Source organism: Pseudomonas sp. LBUM1649 (genome assembly GCF_059716155.1).
The window spans coordinates 975,630-995,107 of record NZ_CP166807.1 but is presented as its reverse complement, the minus strand read 5'-3'; the positions used below and the strand labels follow the sequence as shown (position 1 = coordinate 995,107).

The 19,478-nt window shown below is 60.4% G+C and carries 16 protein-coding genes and 1 pseudogene; 9 read left to right on the top strand and 8 right to left on the bottom strand.

The features are described 5' to 3' along the window. Positions 1-5 precede the first annotated feature (5 nt). The 8 genes from ACA058_RS04420 to ACA058_RS04385 all read left to right on the top strand — a co-directional run bounded on the left by ACA058_RS04420 (position 6) and on the right by ACA058_RS04385 (position 9,495). Positions 6-1,457, top strand: coding sequence for an alginate O-acetyltransferase (locus ACA058_RS04420; RefSeq protein ID WP_497638020.1), 1,452 nt, complete (start codon positions 6-8; stop codon positions 1,455-1,457). 8 nt (positions 1,458-1,465) lie between these two features. After that, positions 1,466-2,581 (top strand): mannuronate-specific alginate lyase, encoded by a 1,116-nt coding sequence (locus tag ACA058_RS04415; protein WP_497638019.1) that lies wholly within the window; start codon positions 1,466-1,468, stop codon positions 2,579-2,581. 212 nt (positions 2,582-2,793) lie between these two features. Then, positions 2,794-4,359, top strand: coding sequence for an MBOAT family O-acyltransferase (locus ACA058_RS04410; protein ID WP_497638018.1), 1,566 nt, complete (start codon positions 2,794-2,796; stop codon positions 4,357-4,359). 11 nt (positions 4,360-4,370) lie between these two features. After that, positions 4,371-5,546 carry an alginate O-acetyltransferase gene (locus ACA058_RS04405; RefSeq protein ID WP_497638017.1) on the top strand — a complete coding sequence of 392 codons (1,176 nt, stop codon included), beginning with the start codon at positions 4,371-4,373 and terminating at the stop codon, positions 5,544-5,546. Between the two features lie 17 nt (positions 5,547-5,563). After that, entirely contained in the window at positions 5,564-6,220 is a 657-nt protein-coding gene (locus ACA058_RS04400; protein WP_179053966.1) for an alginate O-acetyltransferase AlgF, read from the top strand. 191 nt (positions 6,221-6,411) lie between these two features. Then, a complete protein-coding gene (locus ACA058_RS04395; RefSeq protein ID WP_497638016.1) occupies positions 6,412-7,863 on the top strand; it encodes a mannose-1-phosphate guanylyltransferase/mannose-6-phosphate isomerase in 1,452 nt (483 codons plus the stop codon). A 295-nt stretch (positions 7,864-8,158) separates the two neighbouring features. Beyond that, complete coding sequence (locus ACA058_RS04390) at positions 8,159-8,623, top strand: multidrug transporter (RefSeq protein WP_497638015.1); 465 nt, start codon at positions 8,159-8,161, stop codon at positions 8,621-8,623. A 47-nt stretch (positions 8,624-8,670) separates the two neighbouring features. After that, positions 8,671-9,495 carry an SDR family oxidoreductase gene (locus tag ACA058_RS04385; protein WP_497638014.1) on the top strand — a complete coding sequence of 275 codons (825 nt, stop codon included), beginning with the start codon at positions 8,671-8,673 and terminating at the stop codon, positions 9,493-9,495. A gap of 99 nt (positions 9,496-9,594) precedes the next feature. Here ACA058_RS04385 and ACA058_RS04380 read toward each other — a convergent pair whose 3' ends face one another. The 4 genes from ACA058_RS04380 to ACA058_RS04365 form a co-directional block, all read right to left on the bottom strand. Beyond that, positions 9,595-10,443, bottom strand: coding sequence for an efflux RND transporter periplasmic adaptor subunit (locus ACA058_RS04380; RefSeq protein WP_497638013.1), 849 nt, complete (start codon positions 10,441-10,443; stop codon positions 9,595-9,597). 24 nt (positions 10,444-10,467) lie between these two features. Continuing rightward, positions 10,468-10,668 (bottom strand): DUF1656 domain-containing protein, encoded by a 201-nt coding sequence (locus ACA058_RS04375; protein WP_497638012.1) that lies wholly within the window; start codon positions 10,666-10,668, stop codon positions 10,468-10,470. Further along, positions 10,658-12,844, bottom strand: coding sequence for an FUSC family protein (locus tag ACA058_RS04370; RefSeq protein WP_497638011.1), 2,187 nt, complete (start codon positions 12,842-12,844; stop codon positions 10,658-10,660). The genes ACA058_RS04375 and ACA058_RS04370 overlap by 11 nt, the downstream gene beginning before the upstream one ends. A gap of 220 nt (positions 12,845-13,064) precedes the next feature. Next, positions 13,065-14,564: an efflux transporter outer membrane subunit gene (locus ACA058_RS04365; RefSeq protein WP_497638010.1), complete on the bottom strand. Its 1,500-nt coding sequence runs from the start codon at positions 14,562-14,564 to the stop codon at positions 13,065-13,067. A gap of 271 nt (positions 14,565-14,835) precedes the next feature. Here ACA058_RS04365 and ACA058_RS04360 point away from each other — a divergent pair, with 271 nt between their 5' ends. Continuing rightward, the gene (locus ACA058_RS04360; RefSeq protein WP_497638009.1) at positions 14,836-15,804 is read left to right on the top strand and encodes a LysR family transcriptional regulator; all 969 of its coding nucleotides are present in this window, start codon (positions 14,836-14,838) and stop codon (positions 15,802-15,804) included. 53 nt (positions 15,805-15,857) lie between these two features. On the opposite strand, the pseudogene ACA058_RS04355 reads toward ACA058_RS04360, so the two are convergent. The 4 genes and pseudogenes from ACA058_RS04355 to ACA058_RS04340 all read right to left on the bottom strand — a co-directional run bounded on the left by ACA058_RS04355 (position 15,858) and on the right by ACA058_RS04340 (position 19,471). Further along, positions 15,858-16,409 (bottom strand): annotated as a pseudogene (locus ACA058_RS04355) (transposase domain-containing protein). A gap of 121 nt (positions 16,410-16,530) precedes the next feature. Next, positions 16,531-17,028 (bottom strand): hypothetical protein, encoded by a 498-nt coding sequence (locus tag ACA058_RS04350; RefSeq protein ID WP_497638008.1) that lies wholly within the window; start codon positions 17,026-17,028, stop codon positions 16,531-16,533. Between the two features lie 552 nt (positions 17,029-17,580). Further along, positions 17,581-18,345 (bottom strand): amino acid ABC transporter ATP-binding protein, encoded by a 765-nt coding sequence (locus ACA058_RS04345; RefSeq protein WP_150603734.1) that lies wholly within the window; start codon positions 18,343-18,345, stop codon positions 17,581-17,583. Positions 18,346-18,373: 28 nt separating this feature from the next. Beyond that, on the bottom strand, positions 18,374-19,471 hold the full coding sequence (locus tag ACA058_RS04340) for an amino acid ABC transporter permease (RefSeq protein ID WP_497638007.1): 1,098 nt from the start codon (positions 19,469-19,471) through the stop codon (positions 18,374-18,376). Positions 19,472-19,478: the final 7 nt, after the last annotated feature.

Sequence of the window (19,478 nt, the reverse complement as noted above, 5' to 3'; positions counted from 1 at the left end):
ATTTTATGCACCCACACTTGATCAAATTACTCAGCCTGTCGGCCCTGGCTGCCGGCATTCTAGCCGCCAGCGGCGGTGTACGAGCGGACGAAGTCCAAGCACCGAAATTTTCCGCAGAACCGTGCTGCAGCCTGTGCCCCGCGGCCCACGACGCGAAGAACTACACCACGCGCTATCAGCAGAACTTCACCACCCTGGTGCAGGCTCAGGGCGACTGGTTGTTCCGAACCCAGGAAGACTTGCGTACCGAATTCGACACCACCCCGGCCGGCTACAAGCGCATGAAGCAACTGCGCGATGCGTTCAAGAGCAAAGGCGTGGAGCTCGTTGTGGTTTATCAACCTACCCGTGGCCTGGTGAACCGCAACAAGCTCAACCCGGCAGAGAAAGCCAGCTTCGATTTCGACAAGGCACTGAAGAACTACAAGACCATGCTCGGCCGTTTCGCGGCCATGGGTTATGTGGTGCCGGACCTGTCGCCGCTGACCAACGAACAGCTGCCCGACACCCTGCCCGCCCATGACTTCTACTTCCGCGGCGACCAGCACTGGACCCCATACGGCGCCCAGCGCACGGCGAAAATCGTCGCCGAGAAGGTCAAGCAGATCCCGGCCTTCGCCGACATTCCCAAGCGTGAATTCGAGACCCATAAGTCGGGTCGCATGGGCAAGACCGGAACATTGCACAGCATGGCCGGTCAACTCTGTGGCACCAGCTACGCGATCCAGTACATGGATCAATTCACCACCGAGCCCAAGGGCGAAGCGGGCGATGGCGACCTGTTCGGCGATTCCGGTAATCCGGAGATCACCCTGGTCGGCACCAGCCACAGTGGCAAGAACTACAACTTCGCCGGTTTCCTCGAAGAGGCCATCGGCGCCGACATTCTCAACGTGGCGTTCCCCGGCGGTGGCCTGGAAGGTTCGATGCTGCAGTACCTGGGCAGCGACGAGTTCCAGAAGAACCCGCCGAAAATTCTCATCTGGGAATTCTCGCCGCTCTATCGCCTCGACCAGGAAACCATCTACCGCCAGATGATGGCGCTGCTGGACAACGGTTGCGAAGGCAAGGATGCACAGATGTCCGGCAGCACCACTTTGAAACCGGGCAAGAACGAACTGATGGTCAACAGCAAAAACCTGAACCTGCAAAACAGCAGTCACCAGGTCGACATCCGCTTCGCCGACACCTCGGTGAAAACCCTGCAAGCCACCCTCTGGTACATGAACGGGCGCCACGAGGACATCAAGATCGACAAACCGGAAACCTCCGACACCGACGGGCGTTTCGCCTTCGAGTTGCGCACGGATGAAGACTGGGCCTCGCAGAATCTGCTGGCCGTTGAAATCCAGGGCCCTGAAAAAGCGGGTGCCGCGCCACAGAAAGTCGAAGCAAAAATCTGCAAACGCAACGTATTCCCGAGCGCTGAGCAACGTACCGCTTCGGCCGGGCAATGAGGTCTGCTATGCGAAATCCGAAACTTGCAACACTGACGCTTCTGAGTCTCGCAATGTTTGCTGGAGCGACTCAGGCTGCCGCGCCATTGCGTCCGCCTCAGGGCTACTTCGCGCCGATTGAAAAAGTCAAAACCGGTGACAAAAGCGAAGGTTGTGACGCCATGCCAACGCCGTACACCGGCTCGCTGCAATTTCGCAGCAAGTACGAAGGCTCGGACAAGGCCCGTTCGACCCTGAACGAGCAATCGGAAAAAGCCTTCCGCGACAGCACCGCCGACATCACCAAGATCGAGCGCGGCACTAGCAAGCGGGTGATGCAGTTCATGCGTGACGGTCGCCCGGAACAGCTGGAATGCACCCTGACCTGGTTGACTGCGTGGGCCAAGGCCGATGCGCTGATGTCCAAGGACTTCAACCACACCGGCAAGTCGATGCGCAAATGGGCATTGGGTAGCATGGCGTCGTCCTACATTCGCCTGAAATTCTCCGACTCCCATCCGCTGGCCAATCATCAGCAAGAGTCGCAGCTGATCGAAGCCTGGTTCAGCAAGATGGCCGATCAGGTGGTCAGCGACTGGGACAACCTGCCGCTGGACAAGACCAACAACCACTCTTACTGGGCCGCCTGGTCAGTGATGGCAACCTCCGTCGCCACCAACCGCCGCGACCTGTTCGACTGGGCCGTGAAGGAATACAAGGTCGGCGCCAATCAGGTCGACGCCCAGGGCTTCTTGCCCAACGAACTCAAGCGCCAGCAACGGGCGCTGGCCTACCACAACTACGCCCTGCCGCCGCTGGCGATGATCGCCAGTTTCGCTCAGGTCAATGGGGTGGACTTGCGCCAGGAAAACAACGGCGCACTGAAACGCCTGGGTGATCGAGTACTCGCCGGGGTGAAAGACCCGGATGAGTTCGAGAAAAAGAACGGCAAGGAACAGGACATGACCGACCTGAAAGTCGACTCGAAATTCGCCTGGCTCGAACCGTTCTGCACGCTCTACACCTGCACGCCGGATGTGCTGGAGAAGAAGCACGAGATGCAGCCGTTCAAGACCTTCCGCCTAGGTGGTGACCTGACCAAGGTCTACGACCCGGCCAACGAGAAGGGCAACAAGGGTTCTTGAAGACCGACACAAAACCTGTAGGAGCAAGGCTTGCCCGCGATGGCCCCAACGCGGTGCAACAGATGAACCGCATCATCGTTCATCGCGGGCAAGCCTTGCTCCTACAGGGGCAGTGTCAGGTTTAAGTTTTGTGTGATGCCCCCTGGTTTTTCGTGGGGGGTTTGGGGGGGGCGTTGGCCCTTGAATGTAGGTTCAAACAAGGAGAGATCGGGATGGTTTTTTCGTCCAACGTGTTCCTGTTTTTGTTCTTGCCGATCTTTCTCGGCTTGTACTACTTGAGCGGGCAACGCTATCGCAATTTGCTGCTGCTGATTGCCAGCTACATGTTCTACGCTTGGTGGCGTGTGGACTTCCTCGCACTGTTCGCAGCGGTCACGCTGTGGAACTACTGGATCGGCCTGAAAGTCGGTGCCGCAGGCGTGCGGACCAAACCGGCGCAGCGCTGGCTGCTGCTCGGCGTGGCCGTCGACCTGTGCATTCTCGGCTACTTCAAGTATGCCAACTTCGGCGTCGACAGCATCAACGCCATGATGACCTCGGTCGGCCTTTCGCCGTTCATCCTGACCCACGTGCTGTTGCCGATCGGGATCTCGTTCTACATCTTCGAGTCCATCAGCTACATTATCGACGTCTACCGTGGCGATACCCCGGCGACCCGCAACCTGATCGACTTCGCGGCGTTCGTGGCGATCTTCCCGCACCTGATCGCCGGCCCCGTGTTGCGTTTCCGCGACCTGGCCGACCAGTTCAACAACCGCACCCACACCCTCGACAAGTTCTCCGAGGGCTGCACGCGGTTCATGCAGGGTTTCATCAAGAAGGTCTTCATCGCCGACACCCTCGCGGTGGTGGCCGACCATTGCTTCGCCTTGCAAAACCCGACCACGGGTGATGCCTGGCTCGGCGCCCTCGCCTACACCGCGCAGTTGTACTTCGACTTCTCCGGCTATAGCGACATGGCCATCGGCCTGGGCCTGATGATGGGTTTCCGCTTCATGGAAAACTTCAAGCAGCCGTACATCAGCCAGTCGATCACCGAGTTCTGGCGCCGCTGGCACATCAGCTTGTCGACCTGGTTGCGCGACTACCTGTACATCACTTTGGGCGGTAACCGCAAAGGCACGCTGACCACCTATCGCAACCTGTTCCTGACCATGCTGCTCGGTGGTCTGTGGCACGGCGCGAACATCACCTACATCGTCTGGGGTGCGTGGCACGGCATGTGGCTGGCGATCGAGAAAGCCATCGGTCTGAACACCTCGCCGCGCAGCTTCAACCCGATCCGCTGGGCACTGACCTTCCTGCTGGTGGTGATGGGATGGGTGATCTTCCGCGCGGAAAACCTGCACGTTGCCGGACGCATGTACGGCGCGATGTTCAGCTTCGGTGACTGGTCGCTGTCGGAACTCAACCAGGCCAGCCTCACCGGCCTGCAGATCGCAACGTTGGTGGTGGCCTACGTGACCCTGGCGTTCTTCGGCCTGCGCGATTTCTACAGTAATCAGCCTCCAGCCAAGACCAAGCCTGCGGTGAACGTCGACAACGATGGCCCGGCCGCCAGCGAACCGGGCCTGATCAAGGCAGCGCCTGGGGATAACCCGGCGAGCATCCAACAGCCTGGCTACACCGTCGGCGTCGACGCTCAGGTGCAACCGGCCTACTGGAGCGCTGACTGGTCGCGCTATGCGATGCGTGCCCTGGTGTTGCTGCTGTTCATCGCCTCGATTCTCAAACTCTCGGCGCAAAGCTTCTCGCCGTTCCTTTACTTCCAGTTCTGAGGGATCTGACCATGACCCGCTCATTACGCATCTTCTACATCGCCCTATTCCTGGTGACCTTGCTGGCCCTGGGCCTGTGGTCGGTGCGCAGCTTCCTCGGCTTCAGCACCAACGCCGATGCGACGGTGCTCAACGGCCGCTGGAGCAAAGCCGTGGAGACGCACTACGACGACGAGTTCCCGATCAAGCGCCTGGGCACCAACCTCTGGGCCGCGCTGGACTTCAAGCTGTTCAACGAGGGTCGTCCGGGCGTTGTGCTCGGTCGCGACCAGTGGCTGTACAGCGATGAAGAATTCCATCCGACGGTCAACGAAGAGCTGAACCTGCAAGGCAACTACGCGCTGGTCGAAGGCGTGCGCCAGACCCTTAAAGAGAAAGGCGTGAAACTGGTGATGGCGGTGGTCCCGGCCAAGGTGCGCCTGTACCCGGAACACCTGGGTGAGGTGAAACCGGCCAGCATCCACGCCAACCTCTACCGGGACTTCCACAAGCGCCTGGCCGCCGACCGCATCCTCGCCCCTGATTTGCTGGGTCCGTTGCAAGCGGCCAAGCGCGACGGCAAGCAAGTGTTCCTGCGTACCGACACCCACTGGACCCCGGAAGGCGCCGAGATTGCTGCCAACCGCTTGGCCAGGACCATTGCCGACAAGTACCCGCTGAGCGGCGAACCGCAAAACTTCGTCACTTCGCCTGCGGAGAAAATCACGCACAAGGGCGACCTGCGTCTGTTCCTGCCGCTGGACCCGCTGTTCGAAAACCTGATGCCGGCGCAAGAGCCTTTGCAGAAGCGCAACACGGTTGCCGCTTCCGACGAGCCGGCCGCTGACGACGCCCTGTTCGCCAACACCGAAGTGCCCGTAGCGCTGATCGGCACCAGCTACAGTGCCAATCCCAGCTGGAATTTTGTGGGCGCGCTGAAACAAGCCCTGCGCAGCGACGTGGTCAGTTACGCCGAAGACGGCCACGGCCCGATTCTGCCAATGCTCAGCTACCTCAACAGCGACGCTTTCAAGAACAGCCCGCCACAAGTGCTGATCTGGGAGTTCCCTGAACGATATCTGCCTGTGAACAACGAAATCGGCGACGCCGACCCGCAGTGGGTCGCAGAGCTTAAACAAGCCGGCGCACGCCAACAAAACGTAGCCATTAACGCTAAATCCGAGACGCCCGATCGGGCGCAAAACTGAAAGAGAGAGGTAATTCCATGACTTTCACGACTACTCCTCGTCGTCTCGCCAAGACTTTTGCTCTGGTTGCTGGTATGAGCGTGCTTTCGATGCAAGCGTTCGCCGCTGGCGACGCCGCGCTGTACGGCCCGACCGCACCGAAAGGCTCGTCCTTCGTGCGCATCTACAACGCCAGCAACGCTGAAGTCAGCGCCACCGTTGGCAGCACCAACCTGAGCGATGTCGCGCCGCTGTCCAGCAGCGACTTCAGCTTCATGCCGGGCGGTGACTACAGCGCCAAGGTCGGCAGCCAGACCCTGCCGGTGAAACTGGCCGGCGACCACTATTACACCCTGGTCAACAACGCCAGCGGCGCGCCGCAACTGATCGAAGAGCCGCCGTTCAAGAACAAGCAGAAATCCCTGGTACGGGTGCAGAACCTCAGCGACAAGGCGCTGACCCTGAAAACCGCCGACGGCAAGACCGACGTGGTCCCGAACGTGGCCGCCAAGGGCCGTGGCGAGCGTGAAATCAACCCGGTGAAAGTCAGCCTGGCGCTATACGATGGCGCAACGAAAGTCGGCGACGTGAAACCAGTCGCCCTGGAACGCGGTGAAGCCGCAGTGCTGTACGTCACCGGCAGCGGCAGCAGCCTGTCGCCGGTCTGGGTAAAACGCCCGGTGTCGACGCGCTAATCATTTTTTCGGACTGACCCACGCTCTTGTAGGAGCACGGCTTGCCGGCGATGGCGTCCTCGAGACCGCCATCGCGGGCAAGCCATGCTCCTACAGGGGACCGAGGCGTCAGATCGGACACGGAACAAAAACAAGAGTGAAACGACACAGCGTTCGTAGCTCTAACCAAACGATTTTCAAGGAGTAACAATATGATTCCGGTGATCTTGTCAGGTGGTAGCGGCTCACGTCTTTGGCCGCTTTCCCGTAAGCAGTTCCCTAAACAGTTTCTGGCCCTGACTGGCGAACACACCCTGTTCCAGCAAACCCTGGAGCGCCTGGTGTTCGAAGGCATGGACACGCCGATCGTGGTCTGCAACAAGGACCACCGCTTCATCGTCAACGAGCAGTTGGCCGCGCGCAAACTGGAAACCCAGCGCATCCTGATGGAACCGTTCGGCCGCAACACCGCACCGGCCGTGGCCCTGACCGCGATGATGCTGGTCAACGAAGGTCGCGACGAGCTGATGCTGGTACTGCCGGCCGACCACGTGCTGGAAGACCAGAAAGCCCTGCAACGCGCCCTGGCTTTGGCCACCGTCGCCGCCGAAAACGGCGAAATGGTGCTGTTCGGCGTACCGGCCACCAAACCGGAAACCGGTTACGGCTACATCAAGTCGACCAACGATTCGCTGCTACCCGAAGGCGTCAGCCGCGTTTCCCACTTTGTCGAAAAACCGGATGTCAAACGCGCCACCGAGTATGTCCAGTCCGGCGGTTACTTCTGGAACAGCGGCATGTTCCTGTTCCGTGCCAGCCGCTTCCTCGAAGAGCTGAAAAAGCACGACCCGGACATCTACGACACCTGCCTGCTGACCCTGGAGCGCAGCCACCAAGACGCTGACAGCATCACTTTCGACGAAGCCACTTTCGCCTGCTGCCCGGACAATTCCATCGACTATTCGGTGATGGAAAAAACCCGGCGCGCCTGCGTGGTGCCACTGACTGCGGGCTGGAGCGATGTCGGCTGCTGGTCGTCGTTGTGGGAAGTGAATGCGAAAGATGCCAACGGCAATGTCACCAAAGGCGATGTGGTGATCCAGGACAGCAAAAACTGCATGATCCACGGCAACGGCAAACTGGTGTCGGTGATCGGCCTGGAAAACATCGTCGTGGTCGAAACCAAGGACGCCATGATGATCGCCCACAAGGACAAGGTCCAAGGCGTGAAACAGATGGTCAACACCCTCAACGAACAGGGCCGCAGCGAAACCCAGAACCACTGCGAAGTCTATCGTCCGTGGGGCTCCTACGACTCGGTGGACATGGGCGGGCGCTTCCAGGTCAAGCACATCTCGGTCAAACCGGGCGCGTGCCTGTCGCTGCAGATGCACCACCACCGTGCCGAGCACTGGATCGTGGTTAGCGGTACAGCTGAAGTGACCTGCGATGAGAATGTGTTCCTGTTGACTGAAAACCAGTCGACTTATATTCCAATTGCTTCGGTTCACCGTCTGCGCAACCCGGGCAAGATTCCACTGGAGATCATCGAAGTGCAATCGGGTAGCTATTTGGGCGAAGACGATATCGAGCGGTTTGAAGATATCTACGGGCGCTCGACCCCGATCGAGCGTGGCGTGTCGGTGAAAACCATCGCACAGTAAGCATCAGCTAAAACCAAAAGCCCCTGCCCGGCTCGCTGCGTTCCCTATCCGCAGCGGGTTGGACGGGGGCTTTTTTTTGCCCGGGTTTTGTGCTGCCCGACCTGGCCTCATCGCGAGCAGGCTCGCTCCCACAGTGGACCGGAGCTGACCACAAAATTCATGACCAACCCAAAACCCTGTGGGAGCGAGCCTGCTCGCGATGAGGGCGGCACATTCACCGCCAAATCAAGCCCATCGCCAACCTCCCCTGCACTTAGGTAGGATGGTCTTCTCCATCCCCCAAGGTTTGCGCGTCATGTTCATCGGCGTCCTGCTGGTCATCACCTGGCTGATCCTGTTGCTGCGCTATCCGGCCAAGGCCTTGCCGGTGTCCATGGCTGCCGCCGTGGGCCTGGGCATCGTCGCTACCTGGGTCATCTGGATGGACCACCGCGAACTCAAGCAACTGGAGCGCCTGGAGTTGCGCATCAGCTACGCGCCGCAACACTGCCCCGCCGACCGGCCGCTGAAATTGACGATGAACAACGGCAACGATGTACCGCTGACCGAATTACGCTGGCGTGTCGCCGCATATGCACCGGGCGACACCGTCAACCTCGCCGACAATCAATACACCGCCCCACGCTATCGCGGCCCCGGGGAATTGCAGGCCGGTGGCAGTTGGGAAGACTGCCTGCCGCTGCCGCCATTGCGCCCCGGTTATCGACCGGAAACACTGGAGTTTCGCGCCGAGCGTTTGCACGGTAGTTTCTCCGACTGAGCTTTCCCCTCTGAGCTTTCCCCCACTTTTTACACAAGGACCGCGCCATGCCCGTTGCGTTAATTACCGGTTGCTCCAGCGGCATTGGCCGCGCCCTCGCCGATGTCTTCAAATCTGCTGGTTATACAGTCTGGGCCAGTGCCCGCAAGGCTGAAGACGTCGCAACGCTGACTGCCGCCGGTTTTATTGCGGTGCAGCTGGACGTCAACGATGGCCAGGCACTCGAACAGTTGAGCGAACGGATCGACCAGCAACACGGCGGCCTCGATGTGCTGATCAACAACGCCGGCTACGGCGCCATGGGCCCGTTGCTCGATGGTGGCGTGCAGGCGATGCAGCGTCAGTTTGAAACCAACGTGTTCGCCATCGTTGGCGTGACTCGCGCGCTGTTTCCGGTGTTGCGTCGGGCCAAAGGGATCGTGGTGAACATCGGCAGCGTTTCGGGCGTTCTGGTTACGCCGTTCGCTGGAGCTTACTGCGCATCGAAAGCGGCGGTGCATGCCTTGAGCGATGCCTTGCGCATGGAGCTGGCGCCGTTTGGCGTGCGAGTCATGGAAGTCCAGCCCGGTGCCATCGCCTCCAGCTTCGCCAAGAATGCCGGGCATGAGGCGGAGCAACTGATCAGCGAACAATCACCCTGGTTCCCGCTGCGCGAAGGCATTCTGGCACGGGCCAAGGCCTCCCAGGACAATCCGACGCCGGCCAGTGAATTTGCCGCCGGGTTGCTCAAGGCCGTGCAGCAGAGCAAGCCGCCACGGCTGATTCGTCTCGGCAATGGCAGCCGGGCATTGCCGTTGCTGGCGGGGTTATTGCCCAAGGGCTTGCTGGAGTCGGCGTTGATGAAGCGGTTCGGGTTGCGCGGGCAGCTCTGAGCCTGCAGCGCCCCTTCGCGAGCAAGCTCGCTCCCACAGGTACCGCAGTTCTTTGTGGGAGCGAGCCTGCTCGCGAATGCAGACGACTCGGTCCAACAGTCAGTTAACAACCACCGTACACGTAATCCCCGCCGCCATCAGCACCCCCTCCGGCACTTCATCGATGTGAATCCGTACCGGCACCCGTTGCGCCAGGCGCACCCAGTTGAAGGTCGGGTTCACATCGGCGATCAACTCGCGACTTTCCGGGTTGTCGCGGTCGTAGATGCCGCGCGAGATACTTTCCACATGGCCCTTGAGCACTTCGCCGCTCATCAGTTGCATGTCGGCCTTGTCGCCGACGCGCACGTGGGGCAGTTTGGTTTCTTCGAAGAAGCCGTAGACCCAGAACGAGTTCATGTCGACCACGGCCATCTTCGCTTCGCCGATGCGCGCGTAATCGCCGCGATGCACATTCAGGTTGGTCACGTAACCGTCGACGGCCGCACGGACTTCGGTACGCTTGAGGTTGAGCTCGGCGGCTTCCAGTTGGGCCTGGGCGTGCTGGTAGTCGGCCAGGGCCGAGTCGGCGATGTTGCTGGCGTCGTCGCGGTTTTCCCTGGAGATCACCAGGTTGTCCAGGTCGGCGCGGCGATGGGCGTTGACCTTGCGCATCTCCCACGTCGCCTTGCGCGAAGCCACCAGAGACTGCGCCTGCTTGACCGCGAGGCGGTAGTGTTCGGGGTCGATGCGCATCAACAGATCGCCCTTCTTCACCAATTGGTTGTCGCGTACCGGTACGTCCACCACTTCGCCAGTGACATCGGCGGCAACGTTGATGATATCGGCGCGCACCCGACCATCGCGGGTCCACGGGGTTTCCATGTAATGCACCCAGAGAGTGCGGCCGATCCATATCGCCAGGGCCAGCACCAGCAGGGTCGCAAGCAGGCTGAAAAGCTTTTTCATCAGGGCATTCTCAGTGGTAGAGAGTCAACGGTAGACAGTCAGCGCCAGAGCGCCGAACAGACAGGTAAACAGACTCAGGCGCAGCAACGCCGGGTGCCAGAAGAAGCGGTACAGGTCGAACCCGGACAGGAAGCGGTCCAGTGCCCAGGCCAACGCCGCCGCAATGCAAAACATCAGGGTCATGGTTGGCATGTACACGCCGTGGAAGGCGATTTCACGAGGCATGTTCAAGTCCTTGGGGCTTGGTATTGGCGGTGAGCGGTGATTGCGGATCCAGCAGCGAGGTGCGGATAAAGTGCAGGTAGCTCTTGACCCGGCGCAGCGCCGAGGTATCGAAGTGCGGGGCGAAAGGTTCGTCGGTGGCTTGTACGCGGCTGATGGCGTGGTCGACGGCAATCAAGGCGCGCTCCAGATTGCTCTGCCCCGGTTGCAGAAACAGCCGCACCAGCGAACGCCCCATCACGCGGATGGACTGGCGCCACGGTTGTGACTCGGCATAGGCCGGATGTACCGGCAGGATCGCCTGCTCCTTGCGCAACTCGATGATCGCGTGCCCGACTTCCAGTACCACGAACATCCAGCGCAGCAGATCGCGCTGCACTTGTGGTTGCCCCGCCGCAAAGCCGTAGGCCTGATGCACCAGGTCGCGGGTGCGGCTTTCGAAACTCGAGGCCAGGCCCTTGAGCTTGCCGCTGATGGCATAGACCACCTGGCCACGCAGGTCCTGCTCCAGGCGCCGCCACAGCCAGCGACTGTTCGGCGGCAGAATGATCGCCCCGGCCGCCGCGCACACCAGCATGCCGATGACCATGGCGATATAGTCGTTGATGAAGGTGTACGGGTTGTAAACGGTGAGGTTGTCCGGCACCGACCCGGTGCTGAAGAAGATCAGCAACCCGAGGCCGACACCGGCGTATTGCGGCCGCGAGGTCAGGAATGAACCGAGCACGATCACCGGCGCGAGCATCACGCACAGCAACGGGAAACCGTCGATCCACGGGAAGATGAAAAACATCTCGACGAAGCCGATCAGCGCCCCGAGAAACGTCCCGCAGGCCATCTGGAACGCCATGCGTTTGGGGTTCGGTGTGGCGGCGGACAAGCCCACGGTGGCGGCAGCGATCAACGTCATGGTCGCCCCACTCGGCCACGCCGTCGCCACCCAATAACTGCCCAGCACCACCAGAATGAATGCGGCGCGAATCCCCGAGGCCGCCGACACCAGCCAGTTGGTTTGCGGGGTGAACGGTTCGTCCCAGCGTTCGCGCTCGTGGCTGTGATCGGCCAGCGATGCGTGGGTCTGAGCATAACTGTGCAAGTCGTCAACGAAGCGATAGAGCAATTCGTACGCGGTGTGGAAGTCCAGCAGCTCGGCATCGCTCGGTCCGCTCTCCTGGAAGATCGCCCGCAGGCTGCGCACCCGCGCCGGCAAACCGGTCTTGTAGGCCGTCAGCGCCGTGAACAGACGCGCCGCATCGGCACTGGTCAGCGCGCGGCCGCTAAAGCCGTCGAGCAATTCGGCGAGATCTTGCAAACCTGGTTTTATGGCCGCCACGGCGTGATCGGTGTCACTGCTGCGCAGGCGTTCGAGCAACTGGTTCAAGGCGTTGAAACGCGTGGTGATGCCCATGAACTCGCTGTTCAAGCGACTGAGCCGACCGTTGCGCCGACGCATGTGCGGGTCTTCGAACACCGTGACGCTGCGCAGCCCTTCCAGGCCCACCGCTTCGGCAATGAAGCGCACGTTGCCGGCCTCGAAGGCCTCGCGCTGACTGCGCCCGCGCAAGCCGTCGGTGACGAACAAGGCGAATACACCGAAGCGCTGATACAGGGCATTGCGCATCGCAGCACTGGCGGTTTGCGGCAGGATCGCGGCGCTGACCAGGGTCGCGCAGAGAATCCCCAGGGAGATTTCCAGCGCCCGCCAGACCGCCGCCATGAACGCGCCGTCCGGATGGGCCAGCGCTGGCAACCCGACCATCGCGGCGGTGTAGCCGGCCAAAACAAAACCGTAGGCGCGGAAGTTGCGGCAACGCGCCGCGCCGGCGGAGCAGATACCGACCCAGATCGCCAGCGAGCCGAGGAACAGTTCGGTGTTCTGCGCAAACAGGGCGATCAACGCCACCATCACCGCCGAACCGGTCAAGGTGCCAAGAAAGCGATAGAAACTCTTGGCGAACACCTGGCCGCTTTGCGGTTGCATGACGATGAACACGGTGATCATCGCCGTGCGCGGCTGCGGCAATTCCAGACGCATGGCCAGCCACAGGGTCAGGAACGCCGCGAACAACACCTTGAAAATGTAGACCCAGGTCACGCCGTCGCTGCGTGCCCAGTCGAAGAAACCCCGGCGCCATTCAAGGGAATACAGCCAGCGCAAGGGTGCGGGCAAGGGGGTCATGAAATCCTGCTCATAATCAAAAGAAGCATGCCTGTGGCTGGAGAGCTTTTGTGGCGAGGGGATTTATCGAAACGTCGCACCGCCCCGTTCGGCGGCGCAGCCGCCGCAGGACCAGAGAGTGCGGTGTGCCTGATGTAACGAGATGACAGATTTTGGGGCCGCTTCGCGACCCAACGGGGATAAATCCCCTCACCACAACAGCTCGCTCCCACAGGTGTGTTCACCGCAAAAGACTCGGGGTTTTCGGGGCGGCGGTCTGGCTGTCTTTCGGCACATCGTTACCCGCACCAAGCCCGCCACCCAGCGCCGTCACCAGTTCGGCATGGGCACTGAGGCGTGCAGCCTGCACCTGCTGCTGCACCTGCTGCTGCTTGAACAACAGCGTCTGTGCATTGAGCACATTCAGGTAATCGGTGAGCCCGCGCTGGTAAGCGATCATCGCGATGTCATAGGTCTTCTGCGCGGTGGCCACGGACTCGGCGGCGAAGGCCTGCTGCTTGTCCATGGACTCGCGGCGGATCAACTGATCGGAGATGTTTTTCAGCGCGTTGACCAACGTCTGGTTGTACTTGGCCACGGCGATGTCGTAACCGGCCGAGGCTTCACCCAGCTCCGAGCGCAAACGCCCGCCGTCGAAGATCGGCAGCGAAATGGCCGGGCCGACGCTGTAGTTGAGTTTCTTGCCGGTCAAAAACTCCAGGGCCCCGCCGCCGGTGGCCATATAGCCCAGGCTGCCGACCAGATCGACGTTCGGGTAGAAACCGGCCTGCGCCACATCGATGCCCCGTGCCTGCGCAACGACTTGCCAGCGACTGGCAACCACGTCCGGGCGTTGACCGAGCAATTGCGCCGGCAGCGCCGACGGCAGTTTCAGTGCTGCGCCCAGCGACAGCGTCGGCCGCTGCAACTGCGCCCCCTCCCCCGGCCCTTTGCCTGCCAGTGCGGCCAGTTGATTTCGACTGAGGGCGATTTCTTCGTCCAGCGCATCGATCTGACGGTGGGTTTCCGGCAGAGGCGTCTGGGCCTGGCTGACGTCGAAATGGGTGCCGATGCCGCCGTTCAAACGCTTCTGCGCCAAATCGAGGATTTGCTCTTGCTGCTTCAATGTCGCTTCGACGATGTCCCGTTGCGCGTAGTGCAGCGAGAGTTCGATGTAGACGCGCACGATGTTGTTCTGCAATTCGAGCTGCGCCTGACGCGCTTCGGCGACCGTCATGTGGGCCATGTCCACGGCGCGCTCGGTGGCATTGCTTTCACGGCCCCAGAGGTCGAGGGCGTAGCTGAAGCCCAGCGCCGCGTTGTTATCCCAGGTGGTGCTGTTGGCCAGCTCACCGGGGCCGTAGAACTGATCGGTGGGCCAGTTATGGCGCTTGAGGGTGGACTCGCCATTGATCTGCAACGACTCGGCGGCTTCAGCAACCCCGGCCATGGACCGGGCCTGACGCACTCGTGCCGCCGCCATGGCCATGCTCGGGCTGCCTTGCTCGGCGAGATCGATCCAGTGGTTGAGTTGCGGGTCGTTATAGGCCTGCCACCATTGGGCGGTGGGCCAGTGCGCATCTTGGGCCGCGCTCTGGATGGCGTCGTCGGTGGCCAGTGCATTGGCCTTCAGTGCCTTGCCCTGCGGGGCAATACCTGCGGTTCCGATGCAGCCGCTGATTGCCAGGGATAAAGCCAAAACACTGAGCGGCTGAAGCGCTCTGCTGATGCGACGCGGCACTGCTGAAAATTCCTGATGAAGAAAGAGGATCCTGTTGGAGCAAGGCTTGCCCGCGATGGTATCGCTGCGGTGAATCTGAATGACCGCGGTGACGCCATCGCGGGCAAGCCTTGCTCCTACAAGGATCGGTGCAATTCTATGGGGCGCCCGGAATGGCGATAAGCTGGGATTCCTGTGAATCTTTGTTACCGTTAACGCGATAATCCCTTTGTAGGGGTCTCGGCCCCTGAAACTTCGTGTCACAATTTGCCATCGAACCCGAGAGCACCCCATGGACACATTGCAAAACATGCGCGCCTTCAGTTACGTGGCCGAGGCCGGCAGCTTCACCGCCGCCGCCGTGCAACTGGACACCACCACGGCCAACGTCTCGCGCGCGGTCTCCAACCTGGAAGCCCACCTGCAAACCCGTCTGCTCAACCGAACGACACGACGCATCGCCCTGACCGAAGCCGGCAAGCGCTACTTGTTGCGCTGCGAGCAGATCCTGACGTACGTCGAAGAAGCCGAAGCCGAGGCCAGCGACGCCCACGCGCGCCCGGCCGGGCAGCTCAAGGTGCACACCATGACCGGCATCGGTCAGCACTTCGTGATCGACGCCATCGCCCGCTATCGCAAGACACACCCGGACGTGACCTTCGACCTGACCATGGCCAATCGCGTGCCGGACCTGCTGGACGAGGGCTACGACGTGTCCATCGTGCTCGCCAGCGAACTGCCGGACTCTGGCTTCGTCTCCCAGCGTCTGGGGATTACCTACAGCATCGTTTGCGCGTCACCGGCCTACGTCAAAGCCAACGGCTGCGCGCAAAAACCCAGCGACCTGCTGAACCACGCCTGCCTGCGCCTGGTGAGCCCGGTCATCCCCCTGGAAAAATGGGCCTTCGACGGTCCCGACGGCCAGGAAATGGTCACCATCAACAGCTCGCCGTTTCTGGTGAACTCGGCCGACGCGATGAAAACCGCGATCACCAGCGGCATGGGCGTCGGCGTACTGCCGCTGTACGCGGCGATCGACGGCTTGCGCAACGGTACGCTGGTGCGGGTGATGCCCAAGTACCGCTCGCAGGAGCTGAACCTGTACGCAATCTATCCCTCGCGGCAGTACCTGGATGCGAAGATCAAGACCTGGGTGGAGTACCTGCGCGGCTCGTTGCCGGAGTTGTTGGCGGCGCATCAGGCGGAATTGGCGGCGTATGAATTGAGCGGCAGTCTCGCCGGGGCGCGAATGGCGACCTGAGACGCAGCTGAACGACAGGCAATAAAAACCCGGACCAATGTCCGTAATGCTCTTCACTTAAGCGGAGCAGCCTTACGGTCAACTGGAAACCGGGTTTTTGACATCTTCACCGTCCCTGGCCTCGAAAGCTTTGGGCAGTGATCCAGAAACAACCTCCGATACCCGCCCTTAATTCAGCCAATCGCCTCCCTGTCGCCGAAACAGTGTTGGCCGCTGCCATCACGATCAGTTGGACGGCGATGTACTGGCAGGCCGGTTTGAAACGGATGTCCGAGGGTGCTCGACCAAACGCCACCGCCGCCTGACTGGGTTCTCGACGAATCACGTTGTAAGCCAGCGCGCCAACAGGTGGTCGGAGGCCGGGCCGTGGGCGCAAATGTTCAAACGTCCGGCCACCTCGTGAACGGGCTCGTCACGAAATAGCGCCATGCCGAGCACCAGCCAAAGCACTTGGTCAGCGGGCAGGCGGCGTCGGCGAATGGTGGCCTGACTGGAAAGATCCAGCGCAGACGCTACCCACTCAATGGGGTGTTTTGGGTAAAGGTGCTCTGTTCGCAGCAGTTGAAAAGCTCGCCGAGGTCGAGCAGGTCCTGTTGAACAGACATAAAAAAACCGATGGCATAGGTCTGGCATCGGATTTTCGGATAAGCCCGGCTTGGACTCAAATGCTAAGTGAACAGCATTACGACTCTGCGCCGGGCTTTTTCGTTTCTGACCTACCGAGATTTAGTTGAGAGGAATCAACATCTGGCGCTGAGCAGTGGTCAAGGTATCAATTGAGGCAATGCTCAGGCCGACAGTCGCAGTATCGGCGACAGGATTGCCCATGTCGGCGGAAACGCTCTCGGGGAGTTTGTACATGGCGCCAGTCAGTGGGTCAACGATCAGCATGCCGATGAGTCCACCAATCAGGATGTTGCCCCAATACCAGCCGCTGAGGCCGGAATCCAGCTCGACGGATTTGTCTGGATAGCCTTCTTTCTTGAATTTCAGATTGTAGGTCTGACCTGAAAAGTAACCGTTTCCAGACTTCAGGGTCACGGTGCTGGGGGTGTTACCGGAATGGATGACCTGACCACTTTTATCCGTAATTTCAAAAGATGCGCCTGCCGGTGCGCTGGATACAGCTACTGGATATCGCGTATCACCAACAATGCTCGCGCAACCTTGTAGACCCAACACTGCTGCGACCGCAAAACCTCCTACCACCATCCGACTTTTCATAGTGCGCTTCCATGTGGTTCGGCCATCATTGGCCGCTCCGGATTGTAGCTAACTAGTGGCATTTTGACATCTAACCGAGCGCGCACTTTTGTAGGACTAAATACCCAGGTCATCGAGGACGGATTGAAGTGGCGTTAGTCGCAAGAGGTTCAGGCTAAGGCCTGACAGAAGAAACCAGACTGCCGAAAACGAAACCCCTACAATTTGCACCATGCTGACTCCGACACTCCCTGCCGGCTGGTGCCGGGGGGGGCAGGCCCTCTTCCCGAACAGGAAGTGCCGCGTAATTCCGCCAGCTAATAGGCCTCGCATACGCGAAATGCTGTTCACTAAAGCACGGGCACCCACATTTGTGGCGAGGGGATTTATTCCCTTTCGGCTGCGAAGCAGTCGCCAATCCGGACAATTCAGTTTGTTTGGCCGGAAGCTGGGGCCGCTTCGCGACCCAACTTGGATAAATCCCCTCGCTACAGATTTCTTGCCCGCCTAAAGGTTTTCTTAAGTGAAGAGCATTAGGACCAATGTCCGGTTTTTTTTATTGCCTGGCTTCGATCAATGCAGGATCTGGCTCAGGAACAGCTTGGTGCGCTCGTTCTGCGGGTTGTCGAAGAAGTCGTTCGGCGCAGCCTGTTCGACGATTTCGCCCTTGTCCATGAAGATCACGCGGTTGGCCACGGTGCGGGCAAAGCCCATCTCGTGGGTCACGCAGAGCATGGTCATGCCGTCTTCAGCCAGGCCGATCATTGTGTCCAGTACCTCTTTCACCATCTCGGGGTCGAGTGCCGAAGTCGGTTCGTCGAACAACATGATTTTCGGCTTCATGCACAGCGCACGGGCAATCGCCACACGCTGTTGCTGACCACCGGACAGTTGCCCCGGGAATTTATGCGCCTGCTCCGGAATGCGTACGCGTTCCAGGTAATGCATGGCGATTTCCTCGGCCTTGCGCTTGGGCATCTTGCGTACCCACATCGGTGCCAGGGTGCAGTTCTGCAGGATGGTCAAGTGCGGGAACAGGTTGAAGTGCTGGAACACCATGCCGACTTCCCGGCGGATCGCTTCGATCTGCTTGAGGTCGTTGGTCAGTTCCACGCCATCGACCACGATGCGGCCCTGCTGGTGTTCTTCCAGGCGGTTGAGGCAACGGATGGTGGTGGATTTGCCGGAACCCGACGGGCCGCACAGGACGATCCGCTCGCCTTGCTTGACGTTCAGGTTGATGTCTTTCAACACGTGGAACTGGCCGTACCACTTGTTCACGCCCTGCATCTGAATAATGCCTTCAGGGCTCACAGGCTTTTTGATTGCTTCGCTCATCACAAAACTTCCTAAATTAGGTACTGCTTTAGCGCTTGTGGCCTGTGTCCAGCTTACGTTCCAAATGCATGGAGTAGCGGGACATACCAAAACAGAAAATCCAGAACACCAGGGCCGCGAACACATAACCTTCAGTGGCCATGCCCAGCCATTTCGGGTCGGCGGCGGCTTGCTTGACGCTGTTGAGCAAGTCGAACAGGCCGATGATGATCACCAGGCTTGTGTCCTTGAACAGCGCAATGAAAGTGTTGACGATGCCGGGGATCACCATCTTCAAGGCTTGCGGCAGAATCACCAGGCCCATGCTGCGCCAGTAACCGAGGCCCATTGCTGCTGCGGCTTCGTACTGACCTTTAGGGATCGCTTGCAGACCGCCGCGCACCACTTCAGCCACGTAGGCCGACTGGAACAGGATCACACCGATCAACGCCCGCAGCAGTTTGTCGAAGTTCATGCCTTCGGGCAGGAACAACGGCAGCATCACCGAGGACATGAACAGCACCGTGATCAACGGCACGCCGCGCCAGAATTCGATGAAGGTCACGCAGACCACACGAATCGCCGGCATGTTCGAACGACGCCCCAATGCCAGGACAATCCCCAGCGGCAATGCACCGGCAATACCGACGGTGGCGATCACCAGGGTCAGCATCAGGCCGCCCCACTGGCTGGTCGCCACTTCGGCCAGGCCGAACACACCGCCGTGCAGCAGGCACCAGGCAGTGATCGGGTACACCACCAGGAAGCTCAGCCCGTACACCGCTTTACGCGGGAAGCGCGAGATGAACAACGGCGCCACGCCAATCACCGCCAGCCACACGGTCAGGTCCACGCGCCAGCGCAGGTCCACCGGGTAGTAGCCGTACATGAACTGGCCAAAGCGCTGCTGGATGAACACCCAGCAGGCGCCCTCCTTGGTGCAGTCGGCCTGGCTGGTACCGACCCAGTTGGCATCGATGATCGCCCACCCCAGGATCGGCGGGACAACCAGATAAATCAGATAGAACGCGAACAGGGTCAGCAGGGTATTGAGCCAGCTGGAGAACATGTTCGCGCGCATCCACGCCACCACGCCGATGCTGCGGCTCGGTGGAGGCATGTCAGGTTTGAAGGTATGAGTGCTCATGCGCTTT

Bases quoted from the DNA above. Each gene is read 5' to 3' on its own strand.
- ACA058_RS04420 (WP_497638020.1), top strand. From the start codon at position 6: ATGCACCCACACTTGATCAAATTACTCAGCCTGTCGGCCCTGGCTGCC.
- ACA058_RS04415 (WP_497638019.1), top strand. From the start codon at position 1,466: ATGCGAAATCCGAAACTTGCAACACTGACGCTTCTGAGTCTCGCAATG.
- ACA058_RS04410 (WP_497638018.1), top strand. From the start codon at position 2,794: ATGGTTTTTTCGTCCAACGTGTTCCTGTTTTTGTTCTTGCCGATCTTT.
- ACA058_RS04405 (WP_497638017.1), top strand. From the start codon at position 4,371: ATGACCCGCTCATTACGCATCTTCTACATCGCCCTATTCCTGGTGACC.
- ACA058_RS04400 (WP_179053966.1), top strand. From the start codon at position 5,564: ATGACTTTCACGACTACTCCTCGTCGTCTCGCCAAGACTTTTGCTCTG.
- ACA058_RS04395 (WP_497638016.1), top strand. From the start codon at position 6,412: ATGATTCCGGTGATCTTGTCAGGTGGTAGCGGCTCACGTCTTTGGCCG.
- ACA058_RS04390 (WP_497638015.1), top strand. From the start codon at position 8,159: ATGTTCATCGGCGTCCTGCTGGTCATCACCTGGCTGATCCTGTTGCTG.
- ACA058_RS04385 (WP_497638014.1), top strand. From the start codon at position 8,671: ATGCCCGTTGCGTTAATTACCGGTTGCTCCAGCGGCATTGGCCGCGCC.
- ACA058_RS04380 (WP_497638013.1), bottom strand. From the start codon at position 10,443: ATGAAAAAGCTTTTCAGCCTGCTTGCGACCCTGCTGGTGCTGGCCCTG.
- ACA058_RS04375 (WP_497638012.1), bottom strand. From the start codon at position 10,668: ATGCCTCGTGAAATCGCCTTCCACGGCGTGTACATGCCAACCATGACC.
- ACA058_RS04370 (WP_497638011.1), bottom strand. From the start codon at position 12,844: ATGACCCCCTTGCCCGCACCCTTGCGCTGGCTGTATTCCCTTGAATGG.
- ACA058_RS04360 (WP_497638009.1), top strand. From the start codon at position 14,836: ATGGACACATTGCAAAACATGCGCGCCTTCAGTTACGTGGCCGAGGCC.
- ACA058_RS04350 (WP_497638008.1), bottom strand. From the start codon at position 17,028: ATGAAAAGTCGGATGGTGGTAGGAGGTTTTGCGGTCGCAGCAGTGTTG.
- ACA058_RS04345 (WP_150603734.1), bottom strand. From the start codon at position 18,345: ATGAGCGAAGCAATCAAAAAGCCTGTGAGCCCTGAAGGCATTATTCAG.
- ACA058_RS04340 (WP_497638007.1), bottom strand. From the start codon at position 19,471: ATGAGCACTCATACCTTCAAACCTGACATGCCTCCACCGAGCCGCAGC.